Here is a 19,607-nt window from a genome sequence, read left to right as displayed (position 1 = left end):
GCGTATTTCCCTGGACGAGAAGGTTCATTCCCAGTTATACAAGTTGATCCTTGGTAGAGCGGTAGATGAGGTCGTCCTTTTCATCCTTTGTCCTGTACGTTAAAGTTCTAGCCCAATAATGCCGAGCAATCCTATACAATAATCGTATGTACTTGATTCCCATTACCAGAAGCCAGGCTCCTTATAGTGCATACACCGACTTACCATGAAGCATACGTATCGGCTCACAAACCAAGCCTATCATCATACCAGGATAAGCAGCCAGGCATTACTGACACATTTGTTGAATAATCTCTTACTATATATTGTAATGATATTGTTCCAATTTGGAACAGCATACTATTCAGTTGGTTCCAATATATAATTAATTATATTTTAATATAATTTTTCTATTCATATCATACATGCTATTGCCATAATATCAACGATGCGGCAAAACTTTGCTTATTTGGTTACAATATATAATTTATATAGTATCTACTTATTTCCTAATTTTTCTACTTTGTTTCGTCGTTAAAGTGATTTGTATTTAATTTATTATTTATATTATATTAATATCATTTATTACTTTTTCTATTTATTTTTAATATCTTTTTTATTTTTTTTAATATGTTTTTAATGTATAAATAACCCTGTAATGCTATTGTATATTACAGGGTTTTACAATTATTATAGGTTTTTTAGTATTTCTATTTAATACTCACAGTAACCTGATATGATATCCCGCATCATGTATGCGCTGTCTTTTGGGAATCTTTCTTGTGTCTCATAATCTACGTAGACTATACCGAATCTCCTGCTGTAACCCCAAGCCCACTCAAAATTATCCATGAACGACCAAACAAAATAGCCTTTAAGATTGACTCCCTCGTCAATTGCCTTCTTACAGGCTGCAAGATGTTCATTGAGATAATCACAGCGGAAATGGTCATGAACCCTACCATCCTGCAGTACGTCATCATTGGCGCAGCCGTTCTCTGTGATGTACAAGGCAAGACCGTTTGTCACTTGATCGAAGTACTTGAGAATTCTCAACAACCCGTACGGGACGATCGGCCAATCCTGATTGGTGGCTCTCTGCCATGAGGGAACTTCCCTGTGCAGGAAGGGCTTTGTCTCATCAAGTACGACCGCCCTTTCCATATAGTAGTTGATACCGATGAAATCGATGGGTTGGGCAATGATTTCCATATCGCCATCCAGGATGGGGAAACTGATATGCATGTCCTCGGTGACTTCTTTTGGATAACCCTTCCCTACCAGGGGATAGAGAAATACATCGGTGAAAATCGATCTGGCATACAGAGCCGCTTTTTCATCCTCTGCTTTTCTTGATGCAGGCCTTGGGAGACTTGGATTGAGCGTGGTGCCGATGGGAACCCTCAAACCACTCTTCTTATATTCTTTCACCGCAAGACCATGCGCCAAATTCAGATAGTGGACGGCTTGGAATGCCTTTTGCGGGTTTTTGATGCCCGGGGCATGCTCACCATACAGATACCCGAGATAGGCAGCACAGAACGGCTCGTTGAGGGTGATCCATTGGTCGACATACGGTCCCAATGCTTCAAAGCATACCTTTGCATAATCGGCAAAAGCATAGGCGGTGGAACGAACCGCCCACCCTCCTTCATCCTGCAAAATCTGCGGGAGGTCCCAGTGATACAGCGTAGCCACTACCTTGATCCCCTTGAGGTGTAGTTCCTTGCTGAGATTGATATAATACGCCAACCCTTTTTGGTTGACTTCACCACGACCCTCGGGGAGGACTCTCGGCCATGCGATGGAGAACCGATACGCCTGGAAATTGAGCTCGCTCATAAGCTGCACATCTTCCTTGTATCGATGGTACTGATCGGCGGCGATGCTGCCGTCATCCCCATGCAAAATGGCACCGTCTTTCTTGCAGAAGGTATCCCAAATGGAAGGTTGCCTACCATCTTCGTCGATGGCTCCTTCCACCTGATAACTGGCAGTAGCACATCCCCACAAAAAGTCCTTATCGAATTCAATCTTCTGCATGGTATATCCTTCTCACATGTAAGAGTAATGATCATTGATCGTAGGCATGCTAGCATGCACGTACTCACTAGACAAGCTTATGTAATTTGTAGAACAAAGTTCTTTCGGTGTACAAACTAATTGGTTTTTATATATATTTTGTATAGATACTTGTTTTTTCAAATAATTACTGTATAACTATTGTATCATTCCTAAGTCATAAAGAGCCCAACGCAAATCAGCAGGATCGGTATACCGATATGCATGGATGCCAAGTCCGGCGGCTGCTTCACAGTTGATCGCATAGTCATCGATGAACAACACCTGCCGGGGCAGCACCGCCTCGGCTTCGAGAATATGGGTGAAGAACTCTGGTTCCGGTTTGGCCTTTCCCATCTCGCACGAGGCATAGACCGTATCGAAAACCGCATAGTGGTCCATAGCCTTGTGATGCTCGTAATGAGCCGGCTCTGTATTGGTTGCACAGACTATACGGAATCCTTTCTCTTTTAATTCGCGTAGCAGACCAAGCATAGCCTCATCAAGATCGGGCTTAAAGTATTTTGCCCAGAGCGACCCTTTGTAAGGGGGAACAACTATTCCGGTTTTATGGGTGAATTGCTCCCACATTTGTGCTTCGGTGATATTGTTCTTGCTATGCTCCTGCAATACATCGACCAAACTTGGATCGATTTCCGAGAAGCTGGAGTATGATTCGATGCCGAAGTCCTGAAGCAGGCGTTTTTCCATACTGCTATCGGTATGCAAGGCAAGCACCCCGCCCATATCAACCATGACCAGTGCAAATGTATTGTTCATGGAAATCGATGATAGCATAGCAAACAGCTTCATTCCAGTGCTTTTCCTCTTTAGGAAAATACAGTATGCTTCGACGAATAAGGAGTCTTGTATGCCGAGGTTTTTCCCAGAAGGATACGTCCCTGCCATGGAGCAGAAGCAGACAGAGAAAGCGATTAAGTACATCAAGGATACGTTTGAACGAGAACTCAGTGGTGGTTTGAAACTCAGCAGAGTCACCAGCCCGTTGTTCGTTCCCCGGGGATCGGGCATCAATGACGATTTGAACGGAATTGAAAGACCGGTGCGGTTTCAGATCGGGAATCTCAAAAACCGAGAGATGGAAATTGTGCAATCGCTGGCGAAGTGGAAACGGATGGCCTTGGCGGACTTGGGATTCAAGCATGGCACCGGGCTCTACACCGACATGAATGCAATCCGTCCCGACGATGATTTGGATGCCATCCACTCGATTTATGTCGACCAGTGGGACTGGGAGTTGGTCATGGGCAAGCATGACCGTAATCTTGAATTCTTGAAACAGGTGGTGCGTAAGATTTTTTCGGCGATGAAACGAACCGAATTCTTGGTCAGTGAAATGTTCGCTTCCTGTCCTCCAACGCTACCTGACCAGATAACATTCATCCATACAGAAGATGCCCAGCAGATGTATCCCCAACTCACCCCGCAACAGCGCGAAAAGGCTCTGGCTCAGCAATACGGAGCGATTTTCTTGATCGGCATCGGTCTTCCCTTGGCAGACGGTGTAAGTCAGGGGGGAAGAGCTCCCGACTACGATGACTGGTCCACTAAAACCGATGACCAGCATACCGGATTGAACGGTGACATCATCGTCTGGGATGCGATACGCCAGGACTCTCTGGAACTCTCTTCGATGGGCATCAGAGTCGATCAGGAGACCCTGCTCAGACAGCTGGAAATTCGTAATGCACAGCAGAGGGCTGAACTTTACTGGCACAAGCGCCTGCTTGCAGGAGAGCTTCCCCAGACAATCGGTGGAGGCATCGGCCAAAGCCGGCTGTGCATGTATTTGCTGAAAAAAGCCCACATCGGGGAAGTACAAGCCTCGGTATGGCCGGAAGATGTCATCGCTGAAGCCAAGGAAATGCAGGTCTTTTTGATGTAGGAGGAGTCATGAAACTCGTCAGTTGGAATGTAAACGGTCTGAGGGCTATACAGAAGAAAGGGTTCGAGGAGTATTTGCAGCAAAGCAATGCCGATATTTTCTGTTTGCAGGAGACCAAACTACAACAGGAGCAAGTCGCCCTGACAGCTGAAGGGTATCATACCTACTGGAGTTTTGCAGAGAAAAAAGGCTACAGCGGGACTGCGCTCTTTTGCCGCCGGGAGCCATTATCCGTCGAGCACGGGATCGGGCATCCATTGGACAGCGAAGGAAGAACCGTCACTGCCGAATTTGATCAATTCTATGTGGTCTGTTGCTATACACCCAACAGCCAGGAAGAACTGGCCCGCTTGGAGACACGCATGGATTGGGATGAGGCGTTCCGCACCTACGTCGCTTCACTGTCCTCGATAAAGCCTGTAATCATTTGCGGGGATCTCAATGTCGCCCATCAAAGCATCGACTTGAAAAACCCGAAGGCCAATGAACAGAATGCCGGGTACTCCATCCAGGAGCGAAACCAGTTCTCCAGTCTGCTGCAAGCCGGATTCATCGACACTTTCCGCTATCTCTACCCAAATCGTGAGGGAATCTACTCATGGTGGTCCTATCGATTCAGGGCGCGAGAGAACAACGCAGGGTGGCGCATCGATTACTGGCTGGTCAGTGAGGAGCTCAAGGACCGTATCATCGACAGTACCATCGACACAGAGACCACCGGCAGCGACCATGCCCCGGTGATCCTCTATCTCAAGGATTGAGCGGCAATGGAGAAGGGAGCCATCAGGCTCCCTTCTCCATATACTCCCACTTCCCTATTTATTAAGCAAATACTGAGGAATTTCTCCCCGGTTCTCGAATACCTTGCGCTGCTGGCCGTCAAGGATTTTCTTGCACATTCGAATCGCCGTGGGAGTGACCTCCACAAGCTCGTCATCCTTGATGAACTGGATAGCTTGTTCCAATGTCGGCTTGGATACCGGAGTAAGGGTCACTGCATCGTCCTTTCCGCTTGCCCGCATATTGGTCAACTTCTTGGTACGCGTCGGATTGAGCAACAAGTCGCCGTCACGATTCCTCTCTCCTACAACCTGGCCTTCATATATGGGATCGCCGGGGACGATGAACCATCTACCGCGGTCCTCCAACTGCCATAGCCCGTAAGCGACAGCGTTTCCGCTTCGGTCGCTGATCAACGAGCCGCTGAGGCGATCGGGAAAATCGCCCTTGTAGAGCTCATAGCCCTTCATATACGTATTGAGGATTCCATTACCCCTGGTATCGGTCATAAACTCGTCGTGATAACCGATCAAACCGCGGGCGGGAATCTCAAACTTCATTCTTACCCTTCCGTTGCCGGTATAGGTGATATCGCGCATCTGTGCTTTGCGCTTGGAGAGCTTGTCCATGACCGTCCCGCTGTTCTCTTCAGGACAATCGACATACAAGTACTCTACCGGTTCGGTTTTTCTGCCCTGCTCGTCGGTCTTGAAAATCGTACGGGGACGCCCGACACAAAGTTCGAAACCTTCACGCCGCATCTGCTCAACGATGATGGCCAACTGGAATTCGCCGCGCCCTTTTACGCTGAATGTGTCATCGGCATTCTTCTCCACCCTGATCGAGACGTTTCTCAGGCTTTCCTTCTGCAATCGCTCCCAAATTTTCGCCGAGGTGACTTGCGTGCCATCCTTGCCGGACAATGGACTGATGTTCTTGGAAAACTGCATGGATACGGTGGGTTCATCGATGTGAATCCGATCCAAAGCCTTGGGGAACTCTGCTGTACAGATGGTATCACCGATATGGACATCCTCAACCCCGCTGAGAACGATGATGTCACCGCTCTGAACCAGCGTAGTCTCAGAGAAGGTGGGTCCGTTGTATGTCTGCAGCTTGGTGACGCGAAGGGCCTTATGCACATTGTTTTCCTGGACACACACAAGATTATCGTACATCGATGCACTGCCGTTCACGACTTTTCCAACTGCGAGCCTGCCCAGATAGTCGCTGTATGACAAATCACTGACAAGCATCTGAAACGGTTGCTCATCGTCGTACACCGGCGCAGGGACATAGGAAAGTATGCAATCCATCAGCGGATGCAGGTTTTCGCCCATGGTGTCGGCGGAGAGTCCGCAGCGGCCGCTCTTGCCTATGGCGTAAAATATGGGCACCTCAAGCATGGACTCGTCATTGGCGAGCTCCAGCAGCAGTTCATACACCTCTTGGAGCACCTCTTCACCACGTGCATCCTGACGGTCGACCTTGTTGATGACGATAATCGGTTTGAGATTGAGCCTGAGCGCTTTCTCCAGCACGAAACGTGTCTGAGGAAGCGGGCCTTCGGCGGCATCAACGAGCAATACCACGCCATCGACCATCGACAGCCCCCGTTCCACCTCGCCGCCGAAATCAGCGTGTCCGGGCGTGTCGATGATGTTGATCTTCACACCCTTCCATGAGATGGCACAATTCTTGGCGCTGATGGTTATACCGCGTTCCCGTTCAATGGCGCCGCTGTCCATTATCCGGTCCTGTCCGCCATCCTTGACCAAGCCGCTCTGTCTGAACAGCCCGTCGACCAACGTGGTCTTGCCGTGGTCGACGTGTGCAATGATGGCGATGTTCCGAATCTTAGTATTCTGAGTAATCATGCAATTCCTTACCTGAGCCTATGCCTCCCCTCTTTCTGTGTTGTGTTTTCTTGCGAGAACATATTTGACCAGGATAAGAGAGAACATGCATAGGATGCTCAAGCTGATGGTAGCCAGTCCCCCGGCTATACCTACCGCTTGTGCAACCGAGCCGACGATTATCGGCATGGTGATTGCCCCTACAGTTGCAGTGGCAATACAGGTTCCTGTTGCTATGGTGGAAGCGTTGAATTTCCTATCCATGGTGGATAGCGTAGTTGGATACGTCCCACTCATTGCAAGCCCGAACCCGAACAGACTTATATAAATCAGTACAACATGTTGTACGCTGATCATCATGACAAAAAAGACAATTTGGAGGAATCCCAAAACCACCAAAAGAAGGTTTTTATTCACTTTCACCGAAAGCGAGGCACAAACAAGCCTGCCGATGAGAATGAAAATCCATAAGGCCGAACTGGTTGTCTGGGCAAGTGCCGGACTGAGACGACCGGTGTCGGTGAAATAGGTGACAAGCCACCCGATCACCGAGGCTTCCCCGCAGAGATAGAAGAAGAGAATGAAGGTATTGAGCCAAAACCGGCCGCTTTTCATAAAGTCCGTGCCGCCGTCCTTATTCTTTGCCTTTGGTTTGCCTGAAAGCGAGGACCTTCCGAGAAAGAACAATACAGCCGACTCAAAAAACACCAGAACCCATGCACTGATCCGCCAGTAGACTCCAAAAACCGAAGTGGAAAGGATTGCAAGGAAGGGAGCCAGGAAAGCTCCTACGGCAAAGGAGGCGTGCAACAGATTCAGGCTGGCTGTCTTGTTCTCGGCGATTTCACTCATCACCACATTGGTGATATTGCTCATGGTTCCACGACCGATGCCGGTGAAGGCGAAAGCGATGAGCAGCAGGACTGGATTGGAGGTGAGGGTCATCAACAAGAACCCGATGACAATTCCCAAAGACAGGGTGATGGTGCTTCGCTTTCGGCCGATCAGATATGGCAGATACCCTGCGATGAGGAGGGCGCAAAAGTTGCCGATTTGATGGGCTGAGATAACTGCACCGCTGAGTACATAACTCATGTTGTACTCGGTTTTCATGAAGGGAAGCAGAGCTCCGATAAGGGTACTCATCATCCCACTGGTGAAGAAGGCGAAATAGATGGTATACATCAAGGGCACATCATCCCGTTTGACCTTGAGCAGGGATGCCAATGAGTTCATTATCCTCTCCTGGAACGTTCGATACGAAAGGTATCGGTGATAGGTACCCCTATGTAATACCGTTATTTGGCAGAAATGTCCACTAGTGTCGGAAACTATGCAAGGAAGAATACAGCATCGCTGTACTTGGCATGGAAATCAGTTCACAGCATGTTGGACAGGCGACTACAGACCTTCATTTTTTTTGTGCAGCCTGCTTGGTAAAGCCGAGATCACCAAACCAGCAACAATCAGAAAACCACCGGCAATAATCGAGATGGTCAATGACTCACCCAAGAAGAGAACCGCACTCAGCACGGTGACCAACGGCTCGAGTGTCGAGACCAAGGAAGCCTTGGCGGACCCGATGATCCCCAGTCCTGCAAAGAACGACCAGAAGGCCACTACGGTTGAAAAGAAGGCGATTGCAAGCGTTGCAGCAACACCGGAGGTTGTCTGCGGCAGCGAAACCCCTTTGAACAAGGCGATGCAACAGTATGACAGCGATGCACTGAGTATGATGAAAGCACTGCTTGCCATTGCAGTCCTTGTACCCACTACCTGGGAGCTGATGATAATGTAGAGAGAGTATGCACATGCTGCACAGAGAGCCAGGGCAATACCTCTCCAGTCCCCTTTTCCTGAGAGTCCTATTACCAACATGCAGCCGCCACTCGCACAAAGCAAGGCCAAAAGGTTGTTTCGCGAAAGTTTCTCGCCGCTGATGGCAAAGCCGAGCAAAATCACCAAAGCAGGATATGCGTACAGCAAGAGGGCAACCAGGGACGCCGAAGCATGATTGAGCGCAGTGAAGTAACAAAACGAAGTCCCTGTATACCCAACGAGCCCGAGCAAAAACAAAATCGGCCATGAACTCTTTGGAGGAAGCGGCGAGCGTTTGGCCCATGCAAGCAAGGAGAGGAAAATACCTCCGATGAGGAATCGTCCCAGCAACAGGGTTGTGGTATCCACACCCGAATCGTATGCGACTCGGGCGAATATCGGCATAAGGGCAAAACAACATGCGGAGAGTGCTACCAGAGCATACCCCAGCACTTTTTGGGAATCCAACTTCATAATGGTTGCATGCTGGAACAGACACCAATTCCTGTCAAGGTATCAGGAGCCTAAACCTTGTTGAATCCTTTTAGCCAAATCATCCAACTTTTCCTCTATGATGCCGATTGTGTGTTTAAAGGTTGCATCATCCTTGCCGCTGGGGTCATCCAAACCCCAATCCTCCCGGCTTTTGCAGGGAAGATAGGGACAGTTCACATTGCATCCCATGGTAACTACAATATCGATGGGTGGAATCTCATCCAACAGCTTTGACTTCTGTGTTGCTTCCATATCGATATTATACAATTCTTTCATTATTCTTACAGCATCTTGATTAATTCGCGGCTTGGTTTCTGTCCCTGCAGAATATGCATTGAACAGCTGGCTGTACTTCGCTTTCGCCAAGGCTTCAGCCATCTGACTCCTAGAGGAGTTATGTACACAGATGAATGCGACCGAAATTTTCTTCATGATGGATTCCTTGCTTCCTTAAGAAGTGCAACAATCTGATCAACTTCGGCTACCCTACCAGAAACCAGCACTTTTCCGTCAACCACCAAGGCCGGAGTGGTCATCACCCCATAAGCGGCAATTTTTGAGAAGTCGGTGACATGTTCCACCGCTGTCTCCTGGCCAAGCAGCGTTAATGCTTTTACCGTGTTTGCTTCCAATGCGTTGCAGGCAGCACAGCCTGAGCCAAGGATCTTGATCGCCGAGGATTGCTCATCCCCGGGTTTTTTCTTTTTCCCGAATCCAAAGAGTGCCATGATTTGCTCCTTTTCCTAGAAGAGGAATGGTCCGATACCATTGAATACGTATCCGATAAGAATGATACCAACTGTAACAATGCCGAAGAAGAGCGCGAGCAGCCGGGGTTTCACAGCCTTGCGTAGCATGATGAGCGAGGGTAGCGAGAGCACTGTAACACCCATCATGAAGGCCAGGATGGTTCCCAGCCCCACTCCCTTCGCCCAGAGGGCTTCGGCAATAGGGAGTGTGCCGAAAATATCTGCATACATGGGTATGCCGACAACCGCGGCGATAATGACGGAGAAGGGATTGGAAGAGCCCAGGACGGCAAGAATGAGCGAGGATGGAATCCAGTTGTGGATGACAGCGCCGATGCCGACGCCGATGATGATATACCAGAACACCTTATGTACGGTTGCCTTCACCTGGCCCTTGGCATACTCCACACGCTCTCGTTTTGTCATGGTCGTTTCAGCGGACTCTTGTATTTGGATGCTTCTGATGAATCCTTCAATGTCCTCTTCCCGACCAAAGCGATTGATCAGGCTGCCGCCTATCACCGCCAACACCAACCCTACCGCTACATACAGGATTGCAGTCGGAAAGCCAAATATGCTGGAAAGCAAAAGCAGCGATCCGAGGTCCACCAGGGGAGAGGAGATGAGAAAGGAGAAGGTTACCCCCAGAGGCAGCCCTGCAGCGGTGAAGCCGATGAACAAGGGAATGGAAGAACACGAACAGAACGGGGTTACCGTTCCCAGCAAAGCAGACAACGTATAGGCTTTCCATCCGGTGAAACGGCCGAGAATGCGTTTGGTACGTTCCGGAGGGAAATAGCTTTGAATGTAACTGATGAGAAAAACCAAGAAGGAGAGCAGTATCAGAATCTTAATTACATCGTAGATGAAAAATTGCAGGCTGAGGGTTACTCTGCTTTCAGCATCCATACCGAAGAGGGCGAGCAGGCTTCCCACCCCATCATTGAGCCAACGCATACCCAGCACCTGATATTGAAGGAAATCGAATATCATTGACATACATACCCCTTTTTCGCCTCAGGGACAATTTGGATTGAAGCTATAAAGTCCTTGAACGATTGGAGACGCTGCACATTGATCGAGTAGTGTATCCACTTTCCTTCCCTTCTTCCAGAAACCAGACCGGCTTCTGAAAGAATCCTCATATGGTGGCTCAAGGTAGGTTGGGTGACTGAAAAGAGCTCCAGCAGCTCACAGACGCAGGCCTCTCCCCGGGTAAGGTGTTCAATGATGGCAAGCCTGTTCGGATCGGCCAACGCTTTCAATATCGGTACGTACTCTGCAATTACCATAGCTCCCTCTCATATCGATGACTATCTATATAATAAGAAAGAGTGCAATCTCTGTCAATGCACGAGAAGCTCCGAATTTTGCGACCCTGGTCGATAGGACAGATCCCACCACGTCGTACAGACTTGCTCGAGAAAGTCTTGGTCGTGGCTTACCAGTAACAAGGCTCCGGCAAAGGATCTCAACTCTATCTCCAAGGCAAGACGGGAGGGAAGATCGAGATGATTGGTCGGCTCATCAAGCACCAGCAAGGAGAGATTACTCTCCAAAGCTTGGGCTATCAGGAGTTTTCTCAATTCACCCGGACTCGGTAACGCAGAGAGAAGGAAGAGCTGGGCATTGCTGCCCAAGCGCACCACCGTGGAGACGATACGTCCTTTGACCTGAGGCTCGAGTAGTTCAAACGCCTGATAGGATGCAAGACTTTGTTCGAGATCCATCTCCTGCTCGAGATATGTGTAGCGTAAACTAAAAATCCCTAGAAAGATCACTTCATCTTCCTTGGTCTGATCACGGGAAATTCCCGGGATTGTTCAAAGGGACAGTTGAGAAGCTGCCCTTTGGAAAGTAACCTTTGATGTAGAAACAAATACATTAAAGGAGAAAGGAGAAGTGCTCAACATGTCCCAAATCAATTGTATCAGAGATTTGAGGAAAGAGGGATACTCAGTGGCAAGGATTGCCAGGGAAGTATCGGTCGATGAGAAGACGGCGAGGAAGTACCTCTGCATGGAAGACTTCTCACCGAAGCCGCCTCAAAAGAAGGAGGGGTTGCCCAGCAAGCTGGACCCCTACAAGCCGCAGATAGACGGATGGCTTTCCAACGATGAAAAGGAGAATTCGAAACAGCGCCATACCGCCCAGCGCGTCTATGACAGGTTGGTGGAGCTGCATCCGGAATTCGGTTGCTCCTACCCAACGGTATCGCGGTATGTGAGGAAAACACGTGCACAACGCTCGAGTTACAGGGCCTGCCAGGAGCTGGTATGGCATCCGGGTGAGGCCCAGGGGGACTTCGGCGAGGCGGACTGCTATGAAAGAGGCGTCAAGCAGCGCAAGCATTATCTTGTCTGCGTGTTTCCGAATTCAAATGCGGATTTTCCCCAGATGTTCAACGGAGAGACCAGCGAATGCATCTGCCAGGGCTTTCAGGACGTCTTTGAGTTCATCGGCGGAGTCTTCCCCCTGGTTGTGATAGACAATGCCACCGGAGCAGGTCGTCGCATCGGGCAGGAGATACGGGAAGCGAAGCTCTTCGCCCAATTCAGGGCTCACTACGGCTTCTCCATACGATTCTGCAGTCCGGGTAGTGGATGGGAAAAGGGGTGCGTCGAGAATAAAATCGGCACGGTCCGCAGGAACCGGTTCGTTCCCCTGCCCGAGTTCGACGACCTGCAGCAATACAACAAGGGCTTGCTGGAGCAGGCGACGAGCTTTCAGGGAAATACCCATTACAAGAAGAACACAATCATAGGCGAGCTTTTCGAACAGGACCGCGAGGCACTGCTGCCGCTGCCCCGACACCGTTTTGATGTCTGTCGGTATGTGTACGCCAAGGCCGACGGGTACGGGAAGGTGGAGATTGACGGCAACCACCATTACTCAACCCGTCCCGAATACCGGGGAAGCGAAGTGCTGGTGGGCATCCGGGCCCACACCGTCGACATCTATGACGAGAAGCGCAAGATCCTGGTGAGCCACGTCCGCAAATTCGGCAAGGAGCGGTCCGACAGCGTCGACCCAAGAACCTCCATGGCCGTACTCATGAGAAATGTGGGAGCGTGGCCCAACAGCGGTGTGAGGGAGATGGTGTCCTCCCCCGTACGCGATTATCTCGATGCGCTGGACAGGGAATCGCTGAAGGATGCCCTGCGAACGATGAACCTGCTGAGCGAGCGCTACAGCTTCGAAAGAGCACTTGATGCGTTCGACCTGGTGCTGAGGAACCCCGGCAACGCCCCGTTCAGCGATGCAATGGTGTTTGCGGCGAGGATGGCGGAGTTCGGGGACCAAACCGACCTGGACGCCGGTCCCGACCTTTCGTTGTACGACCAGCTTCTGGAACAACGGAGGGTGCAGCCATGATGATGACTTCAACCATCCGCATCCAACGTAGGGAAGAGATATCGGACATGTGCCGGAAACTGTTCCTTTCCCAACAACTGGTAGCGTTGTGCCAGCAGGCAACGCCGAGGCAGGAAGAGTTCCTGCATGACGTGCTGTCAATGGAGGTGGAGAGCCGGGAACGCTCAAAACGCTCCAGGCTGCTCAACCGGGCCCGGTTTCCCATGCCCAAGAGCATGGAAGGCTACGACTATTCTCATGTGCGCCTGCCGCCTTCCATTACCAGGGTGGAACTGGAAGGCTGCGAATTCATTGGCAGGAAGACCAACCTGGTCTGCTATGGACCGGTGGGAACCGGGAAAACGCATATGGCCATAGCACTGGGGATGAAGGCCTGCGAGATGGGCCTTGCAGCCCGGTTCTATACGGTGACCGAGCTGGTGCTGAAACTGGCCGAGGCACGGAAGAACGGAGTCTTGGAACGCTTGGTGTCGGACATACGCAGACTGGATCTGCTCATTCTTGATGAGTGGGGGTACGTACCGGTGGACAAGGAGGGGTCCCAGCTCCTGTTCCGCATCATCAGCGACAGCTACGAGAGCAAAAGCCTCATTCTTACGACGAACCTCGAGTTTTCCAAGTGGGGTGGCATCTTCACCGACCAGCAGATGGCTGCAGCAATGATCGACAGGCTCATCCACCATGGGCACCTGCTTGTGTTCGAGGGGCAGAGCTACCGGATGGAGCATGCATTGATGCGGAAGACCGCATCCGAGCGGTCGAAAGGGGGTGACGAACATGGTCGTTGACAAACAATACTTGCGTGAATTGCGTTCGTGTTACCGATACGACGGTACAAAATTCACCGAGGAGCTCGAGCAGATCATATTGGACCGGTTGGGGATAGAACCCAGCCCGCATGAATACTCGGAACAGGACCTGCATGAGCAGGCCAGAAAGATAGTAATGCAGTACCAAAGCCCTGAAGGAAGGCTTCGACTGTTGTACGGCTTGGACAAGATCGAGAACGAGATGGCTTACCTGGGCAACAAGCTTGCCTACCTGAAAGGTAAAATTGCACATCAGCTGCATGGGGAAACGGATCCAAACGTGATCTTTGTGATTGAGGATGAATATGAGGATGTCCCTGATTACAAGCCATAGTTTCTGGATATCTGCATAGATTCCTGTGCAGATGATAAAACCCGGGAATTTCCCGTGATTAGACACGGGATTCCCTGGTGATTAGACCAAGGATTTTTGCTTGACAAAACACAAGATACCATGAACGTATGGATTTTTCTGCAAACAGGGGTAAAAGATGGCGGACCAAGGTACTCTTGCCAATCCCATTGGGCCCGCGGATGCCAACCCTGTCCGTGTGCGAGAGCGCCAAGGGTGGAAGAAAGAGCTTGCGGTCACCGCCGAGTGAAAGTACGGCTTGCTGAGTATCGAGTAGCACCCTTGCAGCATGTTTCACTCCTTGCAGCGTGATGCCCCCACTTGACTTGGATAGGTCCAATGCTCGTTTCTCACCAAGCGTTTTGTGCAACGACTGGGTAGTCGCAAGCTCACTTGAGACCCTGCTGTCCAATTGTCGAGATAGCTGCCCGGCTACCTTGTCTCCCCCGCTGACCCGAAATCCATCAATTCTGGCTTTTGCATCATGATCCTTTGGATTGATATGTCTTTTGGTGTTGCGACTATCCTGAACACCGGCAATAGCGCTGCGACGCTGTTTCTCCTTCATCAGCCTCTTCAGCTGTTTGCCTTGTTCCACATAGGCTGTCTCTGCTGCAATCCTTTGCTTTCGCATCTCCTCCATGGCCTGACTTGGGGGACAGGAAAGCTTACTTACAAACGGTGACTGTACGTGGACGGTACTTGTGCAGAGAGCATCCAAGACTTCACGATCATGACTTACCAGCAACCCTATTCCACGATAATTCTGTAATGCCTTGACGATTACGTGCATGGCGTCGCGGTCAAGGTGGTTGGTCGGCTCATCGATGCATAAAAGGTCGCTCTTCTCATACAGTGCCCAAGCGATTTGCGCACGCTTGCGTTCGCCGTGGCTAAGCTGGTCCCATCGATTCAGGAAGTCACGATGAAGGCCCAGCTGTCCATGCAGCTTGCAGGACAACGCATCGTAGGAGTATGCAAATTCGTCATATGAGGGAGGTATCTCATCGGTCCGCTGTGGTACGTAGAGGCAGAGGCCGGGATGCAGCACAGACCCCGCCAAAGGCTCCAGGCGGTTGCATGCAAGCTTGAGGAGCGTACTTTTTCCTCCTCCATTGGCTCCGATGACTGCAGTCCATCCAGGACCTACAGAAAGAGAAAGGTCACAGAACAGGTCTACGCTCTGCTGGGGATAATGAAATGTAATATATTGGAACTCCAAGGTTTGGATACTCATACGGCCTCCTGTCTGAGGCGTCACACGCAATGATGATACTACACTGAGAACACGCGGTGACGCATACAATCGATTGTGATTCGGTTTGTTGCGTTGATGGGTGTTCGTCAGTTCTTCATGCGCTTACAAGCTCCTTGGATGATGGTAGTGTACCAATGTTCGCAGGATGCATCAAGACCTACAACAGTTGCTGTAATGCAATCCAGAGACCGCTTAAGCCTACAAATAAGTAAACGATTCGTTTCAATACATATTCTGGAACTTTACTGAAGAGTTTGAGTCCGGTATATGTTCCGATTGCGATGGATACCCAACCTACGAGTATGATGGGGATGTGGGAAACCTGCAAAGATCCATGAAGGCTGCGAACCAGGATGCTGTGGATATTGCAAAAGAGGAAATACGCCTGAATAGTTGCCAGATAGGATTTCTTATCCGGAACGGATGCAAATAGGTAGAGTGCAACCGGTGGTCCTCCGATACCGAAGAAGCCATTTCCTATACCAGCGAAAAGACCCATGAGAAATCCGTTGGTCATTGTCGCCCGAATACGGATGCGTTCACTGAAACGGGCAAAATACAGGGAAAGCAAGACCAAAAAGAGTCCGAGGACTATCGTCAGCGAGGAGGCATCGATGCTCAGGCTGAAGAGAATCACCAGCTGGGCTACGAGTATTGATGAAACGAGAAGAGGCAGGAGGATACACCACCTGATGTGCGCACGATACCGTATTGATACAAAGAGGGTGCTTGCTATGGCTATGACCTGGTTCAATGTTACCGCTGTGGAAAAGGGAAAGAGAGAAGGGAAGAAGATCATGGCTATAATGGGAAAGCCAAATCCAATATTTGCTTGGAGAAAGGAACCAACCAACACAATCAGAACTACAAAGAACAACAACACTTTCTGCCTCCCCAAGTAGTGTATCACAGTCAAGGGACGATGGTTGGGAAAATAAAAAGGCCCTCCACAAAGGGAGGGTTGCAGAGGAGAAAAAAGAAGGCCCGGCGGCTACCTACTCTCCCACGGCTAACCGTAGTACCATCGGCGTGAGGGTGCTTAACTTCCGTGTTCGGGATGGGAACGGGTGTGTCCACCCTGCTGTGGCCACCGGGCCGGCCAACGCCTGGGAGCACGGATGGATCCGTACGACCGGCCTTGGCAGCCCTGGGACTGGAAGGATGATATGGTCAAGCCTCTCGGATGATTAGTACCGGTGGGCTGAACGCGTTGCCGCGCTTGCACCCCCGGCCTATCGAACAGGTAGTCTCCCTGTTTCCTTACGCCCGCTTGTGCGGGTGGGATGTCTCATCTTGGGGAGGGCTTCCCGCTTAGATGCTTTCAGCGGTTATCCCTTCCGAACGTAGCTACCCGGCAGCTGCCGTTGGCACGACAACCGGTACACCAGAGGTTCGTCCACTTCGGTCCTCTCGTACTAAAAGCAGAACCCCTCAAACATCCAACGCCCATGGCAGATAGGGACCGAACTGTCTCACGACGTTCTGAACCCAGCTCGCGTACCGCTTTAATTGGCGAACAGCCAAACCCTTGGGACCTGCTCCAGCCCCAGGATGCGATGAGCCGACATCGAGGTGCCAAACCTTGCCGTCGATATGAACTCTTGGGCAAGATCAGCCTGTTATCCCCGGAGTACCTTTTATCCGTTAAGTGACGGCGCTTCCACTCGCTACCGCCAGATCACTAAGACCTACTTTCGTACCTGCTCGGCTTGTTTGCCTCGCAGTCAAGCCACCTTGTGCCTTTACACTTGCCGGATGATTCCCAACCATCCTAAGGTGACCTTCGCGCGCCTCCGTTACTCTTTAGGAGGCGACCGCCCCAGTCAAACTTCCCGCCTGGCACTGTCCCGCGACCGGATGACGGCCGCGGTTAGAAAATTGGACAGGCAAGGGTGGTATTTCACCGACGGCTCCTCGCAGGCTGACGCCCACGCCTCGCGGCCTCCCACCTATCCTACACATCCCTGCCCAAGTCTCCATGCCAAGTTGAAGTAAAGGTTCACGGGGTCTTTCCGTCTAACCACGGGTACCAGGCATCTTCACCTGGACTTCAATTTCACCGGATTTCGCGTTGAGACAGCGCCCATATCGTTACACCATTCGTGCGGGTCGGAACTTACCCGACAAGGAATTTCGCTACCTTAGGACCGTTATAGTTACGGCCGCCGTTTACTGGGGCTTGGATTCGCTGCTTCGATCGCTCTGACAACTCCTCTTGACCTTCCAGCACCGGGCAGGTGTCAGTCCATATACTTCCCGTTGCCGGTTCGCATGGACCTGTGTTTTTGGTAAACAGTCGCATGGGCCGTTTCTCTGCAACCCCCTCGCGGGGGCCATACTTATCCCGAAGTTACGTATGCATTTTGCCGAGTTCCTTAACGCGAATTCTTCCGTGCGCCTGTGCATTCTCAGCTCGCCCACCTGTGTCGGTTTGTAGTACGGTCCCCCAGGGCCGTTCCTTAGGGATTATTTCTCGGCACGACGACTACGCGCACTTCACCGCACCGTGGTGCGGCTCGCTCGCGGCTCGCCTCGGCCCCCGGATTTGCCTGGGGGCCTCGTCGGCTCGCCGTTTCGGCCGGGACTACCGTCGCCCGGCTGCGTTTCGCCCTATGCGTCATCCCATCGGAACCCTGGGAGGTGCGGGAATGTTGACCCGCTTCCCATCGGCTACGGCTCTCGCCCTCGCCTTAGGGGCCGACTGACCCTTGGGTAGATTGACTTTACCCTGGAAACCTTAGGCTTTCGGCGGACGGGGATCTCACCCGTCTTTTCGTTACTCATGCCTGCATTCTCTCTTCCGTCCCGTCCACGGGGGCTTGCGCCCCCGCTTCTTCCGTACACGGAATGCTCTCCTACCGACAGCATCACTGCTGTCCCGCGGCTTCGGTGGCGTGCTTAGCCCCGTTACATTATCGGCGCATGACTACTCGACCAGTGAGCTGTTACGCACTCTTTGAAGGGGTGGCTGCTTCTGAGCCAACCTCCTGGCTGTCTGTGCAATCATACTTCCTTTCCCACTCAGCACGCCTTGGGGACCTTAGCCGGCGGTCCGGGCTGTTTCCCTCTCGACGACGGCCCTTATCAGTCGCCGTCTGACTGCCGCACATTGTATCGCGGTATTCGGAGTTTGGTTAAGCTCGGTACCCAGTGACGGGCCCTCACCTATCCAGTGCTCTACCTCCGCGACAGTCCATGCGACGCTAGCCCTAAAGCTATTTCGGAGAGTACCAGCTATCTCCAAGTTTGTTTAGTCTTTCGCTCCGAGCCACAGCTCATCCCAACCCTTTTCAGCGGATTTAGGTTCGGCCCTCCACAGGATTTCACTCCTGCTTCAGCCTGGCCATGGCTAGATCACTTGGCTTCGGGTCTACCGCACGCGACTGAACGCCCTGTTCAGACTCGGTTTCCCTGCGGCTCCGGGACTCCCATCCCTTAACCTCGCCGCATACGGTAACTCGCAGGCTCATTCTACAAAAGGCACGCCATCACCCTCTCGGGCTCTGACCGCTTGCAGGTCCACGGTTTCAGGTTCTCTTTCACTCCCCTCCCGGGGTCCTTTTCACCTTTCCCTCACGGTACTATGCGCTATCGGTAGCTGCCGAGTATTTAGCCTTGGAGGGTGGTCCCCCCGGATTCCGGCAGGATTTCTCGTGTCCCGCCGTACTCAGGTAACGCGGCCATGCAGCCGCAAGCGTTTCGCGTACGGGGCTTTCACCCGCTCTGGCCGGCCTTCCCAGGTCCGTTCCGCTACGCTTGCGGTTTCTCACTGCACGGGGCAACCCCCGCCGCATCCCTACAACCCCGCGCACCCGAGGGCACGCGGTTTGGGCTCCTCCCCGTTCGCTCGCCGCTACTGGGGGAATCTCGTTTGATTTCTACTCCCGCTGGTACTTAGATGGTTCACTCCCCAGCGTATCTCCCATGCACGGTATTTTATTCGCGTGCATGTGCATGTCATCCAGACATACGGGTTACCCCATTCGGAAATCCGCGGATCTTCGGGTATTGGCCCCTTCCCGCGGCTTATCGCAGCTTATCGCGTCCTTCTTCGCCTGGCAGCTCCTAGGCATCCTCCGTGGACCCTTATTCACTTGACCATATCATTCTTCCAATCCCTGCGCTATGTTGACTTGCTCTATTCGCAAATGCTCTGTAAAAAAACAAGT

Annotated in this window: 17 protein-coding genes and 2 rRNA genes; 5 read left to right on the top strand and 14 right to left on the bottom strand. The window is 51.4% G+C overall.

The window, feature by feature from the left end:
* Positions 1-693: 693 nt before the first annotated feature.
* The gene (locus MUG09_RS06585; RefSeq protein ID WP_244774731.1) at positions 694-2,022 is read right to left on the bottom strand and encodes a GH1 family beta-glucosidase; all 1,329 of its coding nucleotides are present in this window, start codon (positions 2,020-2,022) and stop codon (positions 694-696) included.
* Positions 2,023-2,199: 177 nt separating this feature from the next.
* Positions 2,200-2,820, bottom strand: a complete 621-nt coding sequence (locus tag MUG09_RS06580; RefSeq protein WP_244774730.1) for an HAD family hydrolase — start codon at positions 2,818-2,820, stop codon at positions 2,200-2,202.
* 91 nt (positions 2,821-2,911) lie between these two features.
* On the opposite strand from MUG09_RS06580, the gene asnA reads away from it, so the two are divergent.
* Both asnA and MUG09_RS06570 read left to right on the top strand, forming a co-directional pair.
* On the top strand, positions 2,912-3,946 hold the full coding sequence (asnA, locus tag MUG09_RS06575; RefSeq protein ID WP_244774729.1) for an aspartate--ammonia ligase: 1,035 nt from the start codon (positions 2,912-2,914) through the stop codon (positions 3,944-3,946).
* Between the two features lie 8 nt (positions 3,947-3,954).
* Positions 3,955-4,707 carry an exodeoxyribonuclease III gene (locus tag MUG09_RS06570; RefSeq protein ID WP_244774728.1) on the top strand — a complete coding sequence of 251 codons (753 nt, stop codon included), beginning with the start codon at positions 3,955-3,957 and terminating at the stop codon, positions 4,705-4,707.
* 54 nt (positions 4,708-4,761) lie between these two features.
* Here MUG09_RS06570 and typA read toward each other — a convergent pair whose 3' ends face one another.
* The 8 genes from typA to MUG09_RS06530 all read right to left on the bottom strand — a co-directional run bounded on the left by typA (position 4,762) and on the right by MUG09_RS06530 (position 11,374).
* The gene (typA, locus tag MUG09_RS06565) at positions 4,762-6,603 is read right to left on the bottom strand and encodes a translational GTPase TypA (protein ID WP_244774715.1); all 1,842 of its coding nucleotides are present in this window, start codon (positions 6,601-6,603) and stop codon (positions 4,762-4,764) included.
* A gap of 18 nt (positions 6,604-6,621) precedes the next feature.
* Positions 6,622-7,818, bottom strand: a complete 1,197-nt coding sequence (locus MUG09_RS06560) for an MFS transporter (protein ID WP_244774706.1) — start codon at positions 7,816-7,818, stop codon at positions 6,622-6,624.
* 165 nt (positions 7,819-7,983) lie between these two features.
* On the bottom strand, positions 7,984-8,874 hold the full coding sequence (locus tag MUG09_RS06555; protein ID WP_280529390.1) for a DMT family transporter: 891 nt from the start codon (positions 8,872-8,874) through the stop codon (positions 7,984-7,986).
* Positions 8,875-8,916: 42 nt separating this feature from the next.
* On the bottom strand, positions 8,917-9,327 hold the full coding sequence (locus MUG09_RS06550; RefSeq protein ID WP_244774705.1) for an arsenate reductase ArsC: 411 nt from the start codon (positions 9,325-9,327) through the stop codon (positions 8,917-8,919).
* Entirely contained in the window at positions 9,324-9,623 is a 300-nt protein-coding gene (locus tag MUG09_RS06545; protein WP_244774695.1) for a thioredoxin family protein, read from the bottom strand. Before MUG09_RS06545 ends, MUG09_RS06550 begins: the two co-directional genes overlap by 4 nt.
* 15 nt (positions 9,624-9,638) lie before the next feature.
* The gene (locus MUG09_RS06540; protein ID WP_244774693.1) at positions 9,639-10,643 is read right to left on the bottom strand and encodes a permease; all 1,005 of its coding nucleotides are present in this window, start codon (positions 10,641-10,643) and stop codon (positions 9,639-9,641) included.
* Entirely contained in the window at positions 10,634-10,936 is a 303-nt protein-coding gene (locus tag MUG09_RS06535) for an ArsR/SmtB family transcription factor (protein ID WP_244774691.1), read from the bottom strand. Before MUG09_RS06535 ends, MUG09_RS06540 begins: the two co-directional genes overlap by 10 nt.
* Positions 10,937-10,990: 54 nt before the next feature.
* On the bottom strand, positions 10,991-11,374 hold the full coding sequence (locus tag MUG09_RS06530) for a P-loop NTPase family protein (RefSeq protein ID WP_244774689.1): 384 nt from the start codon (positions 11,372-11,374) through the stop codon (positions 10,991-10,993).
* A gap of 181 nt (positions 11,375-11,555) precedes the next feature.
* Between MUG09_RS06530 and istA the strand changes: the two genes are divergently transcribed.
* From istA to MUG09_RS06515, 3 genes are read left to right on the top strand one after another with little or no spacing between them, the layout of a single operon-like run.
* Entirely contained in the window at positions 11,556-13,019 is a 1,464-nt protein-coding gene (gene istA / locus MUG09_RS06525; RefSeq protein WP_244771474.1) for an IS21 family transposase, read from the top strand.
* Positions 13,016-13,807 carry an IS21-like element helper ATPase IstB gene (istB, locus tag MUG09_RS06520; protein ID WP_244771475.1) on the top strand — a complete coding sequence of 264 codons (792 nt, stop codon included), beginning with the start codon at positions 13,016-13,018 and terminating at the stop codon, positions 13,805-13,807. The genes istA and istB overlap by 4 nt, the downstream gene beginning before the upstream one ends.
* Positions 13,797-14,162 carry a hypothetical protein gene (locus MUG09_RS06515; protein WP_244771476.1) on the top strand — a complete coding sequence of 122 codons (366 nt, stop codon included), beginning with the start codon at positions 13,797-13,799 and terminating at the stop codon, positions 14,160-14,162. The genes istB and MUG09_RS06515 overlap by 11 nt, the downstream gene beginning before the upstream one ends.
* 58 nt (positions 14,163-14,220) lie before the next feature.
* Here the strand turns inward: MUG09_RS06515 and MUG09_RS06510 are convergent, their stop codons facing one another.
* From MUG09_RS06510 to MUG09_RS06495, 4 genes are all read right to left on the bottom strand, one after another.
* Positions 14,221-15,417 (bottom strand): ATP-binding cassette domain-containing protein, encoded by a 1,197-nt coding sequence (locus MUG09_RS06510; RefSeq protein ID WP_244774687.1) that lies wholly within the window; start codon positions 15,415-15,417, stop codon positions 14,221-14,223.
* A 178-nt stretch (positions 15,418-15,595) separates the two neighbouring features.
* A complete protein-coding gene (locus tag MUG09_RS06505) occupies positions 15,596-16,321 on the bottom strand; it encodes a sulfite exporter TauE/SafE family protein (protein WP_244774678.1) in 726 nt (241 codons plus the stop codon).
* A 99-nt stretch (positions 16,322-16,420) separates the two neighbouring features.
* A 5S ribosomal RNA gene (gene rrf, locus MUG09_RS06500) occupies positions 16,421-16,533 on the bottom strand.
* Positions 16,534-16,604: 71 nt separating this feature from the next.
* Positions 16,605-19,538 (bottom strand): 23S ribosomal RNA (locus MUG09_RS06495).
* Between the last annotated feature and the right edge of the window lie 69 nt (positions 19,539-19,607).

This window comes from Sphaerochaeta associata, from assembly GCF_022869165.1.
GTDB lineage: Bacteria > Spirochaetota > Spirochaetia > Sphaerochaetales > Sphaerochaetaceae > Sphaerochaeta > Sphaerochaeta associata.
The sequence above is the reverse complement of the archived record's forward strand: the minus strand, read 5'-3'. Positions and strand labels throughout refer to the sequence as shown.

Excerpts from the sequence above, each read along its gene's own strand:
- MUG09_RS06585 (WP_244774731.1), bottom strand. The coding sequence starts at position 2,022 with ATGCAGAAGATTGAATTCGATAAGGACTTTTTGTGGGGATGTGCTACT.
- MUG09_RS06580 (WP_244774730.1), bottom strand. The coding sequence starts at position 2,820 with ATGAACAATACATTTGCACTGGTCATGGTTGATATGGGCGGGGTGCTT.
- asnA (WP_244774729.1), top strand. The coding sequence starts at position 2,912 with ATGCCGAGGTTTTTCCCAGAAGGATACGTCCCTGCCATGGAGCAGAAG.
- MUG09_RS06570 (WP_244774728.1), top strand. The coding sequence starts at position 3,955 with ATGAAACTCGTCAGTTGGAATGTAAACGGTCTGAGGGCTATACAGAAG.
- typA (WP_244774715.1), bottom strand. The coding sequence starts at position 6,603 with ATGATTACTCAGAATACTAAGATTCGGAACATCGCCATCATTGCACAC.
- MUG09_RS06560 (WP_244774706.1), bottom strand. The coding sequence starts at position 7,818 with ATGAACTCATTGGCATCCCTGCTCAAGGTCAAACGGGATGATGTGCCC.
- MUG09_RS06555 (WP_280529390.1), bottom strand. The coding sequence starts at position 8,874 with ATGAAGTTGGATTCCCAAAAAGTGCTGGGGTATGCTCTGGTAGCACTC.
- MUG09_RS06550 (WP_244774705.1), bottom strand. The coding sequence starts at position 9,327 with ATGAAGAAAATTTCGGTCGCATTCATCTGTGTACATAACTCCTCTAGG.
- MUG09_RS06545 (WP_244774695.1), bottom strand. The coding sequence starts at position 9,623 with ATGGCACTCTTTGGATTCGGGAAAAAGAAAAAACCCGGGGATGAGCAA.
- MUG09_RS06540 (WP_244774693.1), bottom strand. The coding sequence starts at position 10,643 with ATGTCAATGATATTCGATTTCCTTCAATATCAGGTGCTGGGTATGCGT.
- MUG09_RS06535 (WP_244774691.1), bottom strand. The coding sequence starts at position 10,936 with ATGGTAATTGCAGAGTACGTACCGATATTGAAAGCGTTGGCCGATCCG.
- MUG09_RS06530 (WP_244774689.1), bottom strand. The coding sequence starts at position 11,374 with ATGGATCTCGAACAAAGTCTTGCATCCTATCAGGCGTTTGAACTACTC.
- istA (WP_244771474.1), top strand. The coding sequence starts at position 11,556 with ATGTCCCAAATCAATTGTATCAGAGATTTGAGGAAAGAGGGATACTCA.
- istB (WP_244771475.1), top strand. The coding sequence starts at position 13,016 with ATGATGATGACTTCAACCATCCGCATCCAACGTAGGGAAGAGATATCG.
- MUG09_RS06515 (WP_244771476.1), top strand. The coding sequence starts at position 13,797 with ATGGTCGTTGACAAACAATACTTGCGTGAATTGCGTTCGTGTTACCGA.
- MUG09_RS06510 (WP_244774687.1), bottom strand. The coding sequence starts at position 15,417 with ATGAGTATCCAAACCTTGGAGTTCCAATATATTACATTTCATTATCCC.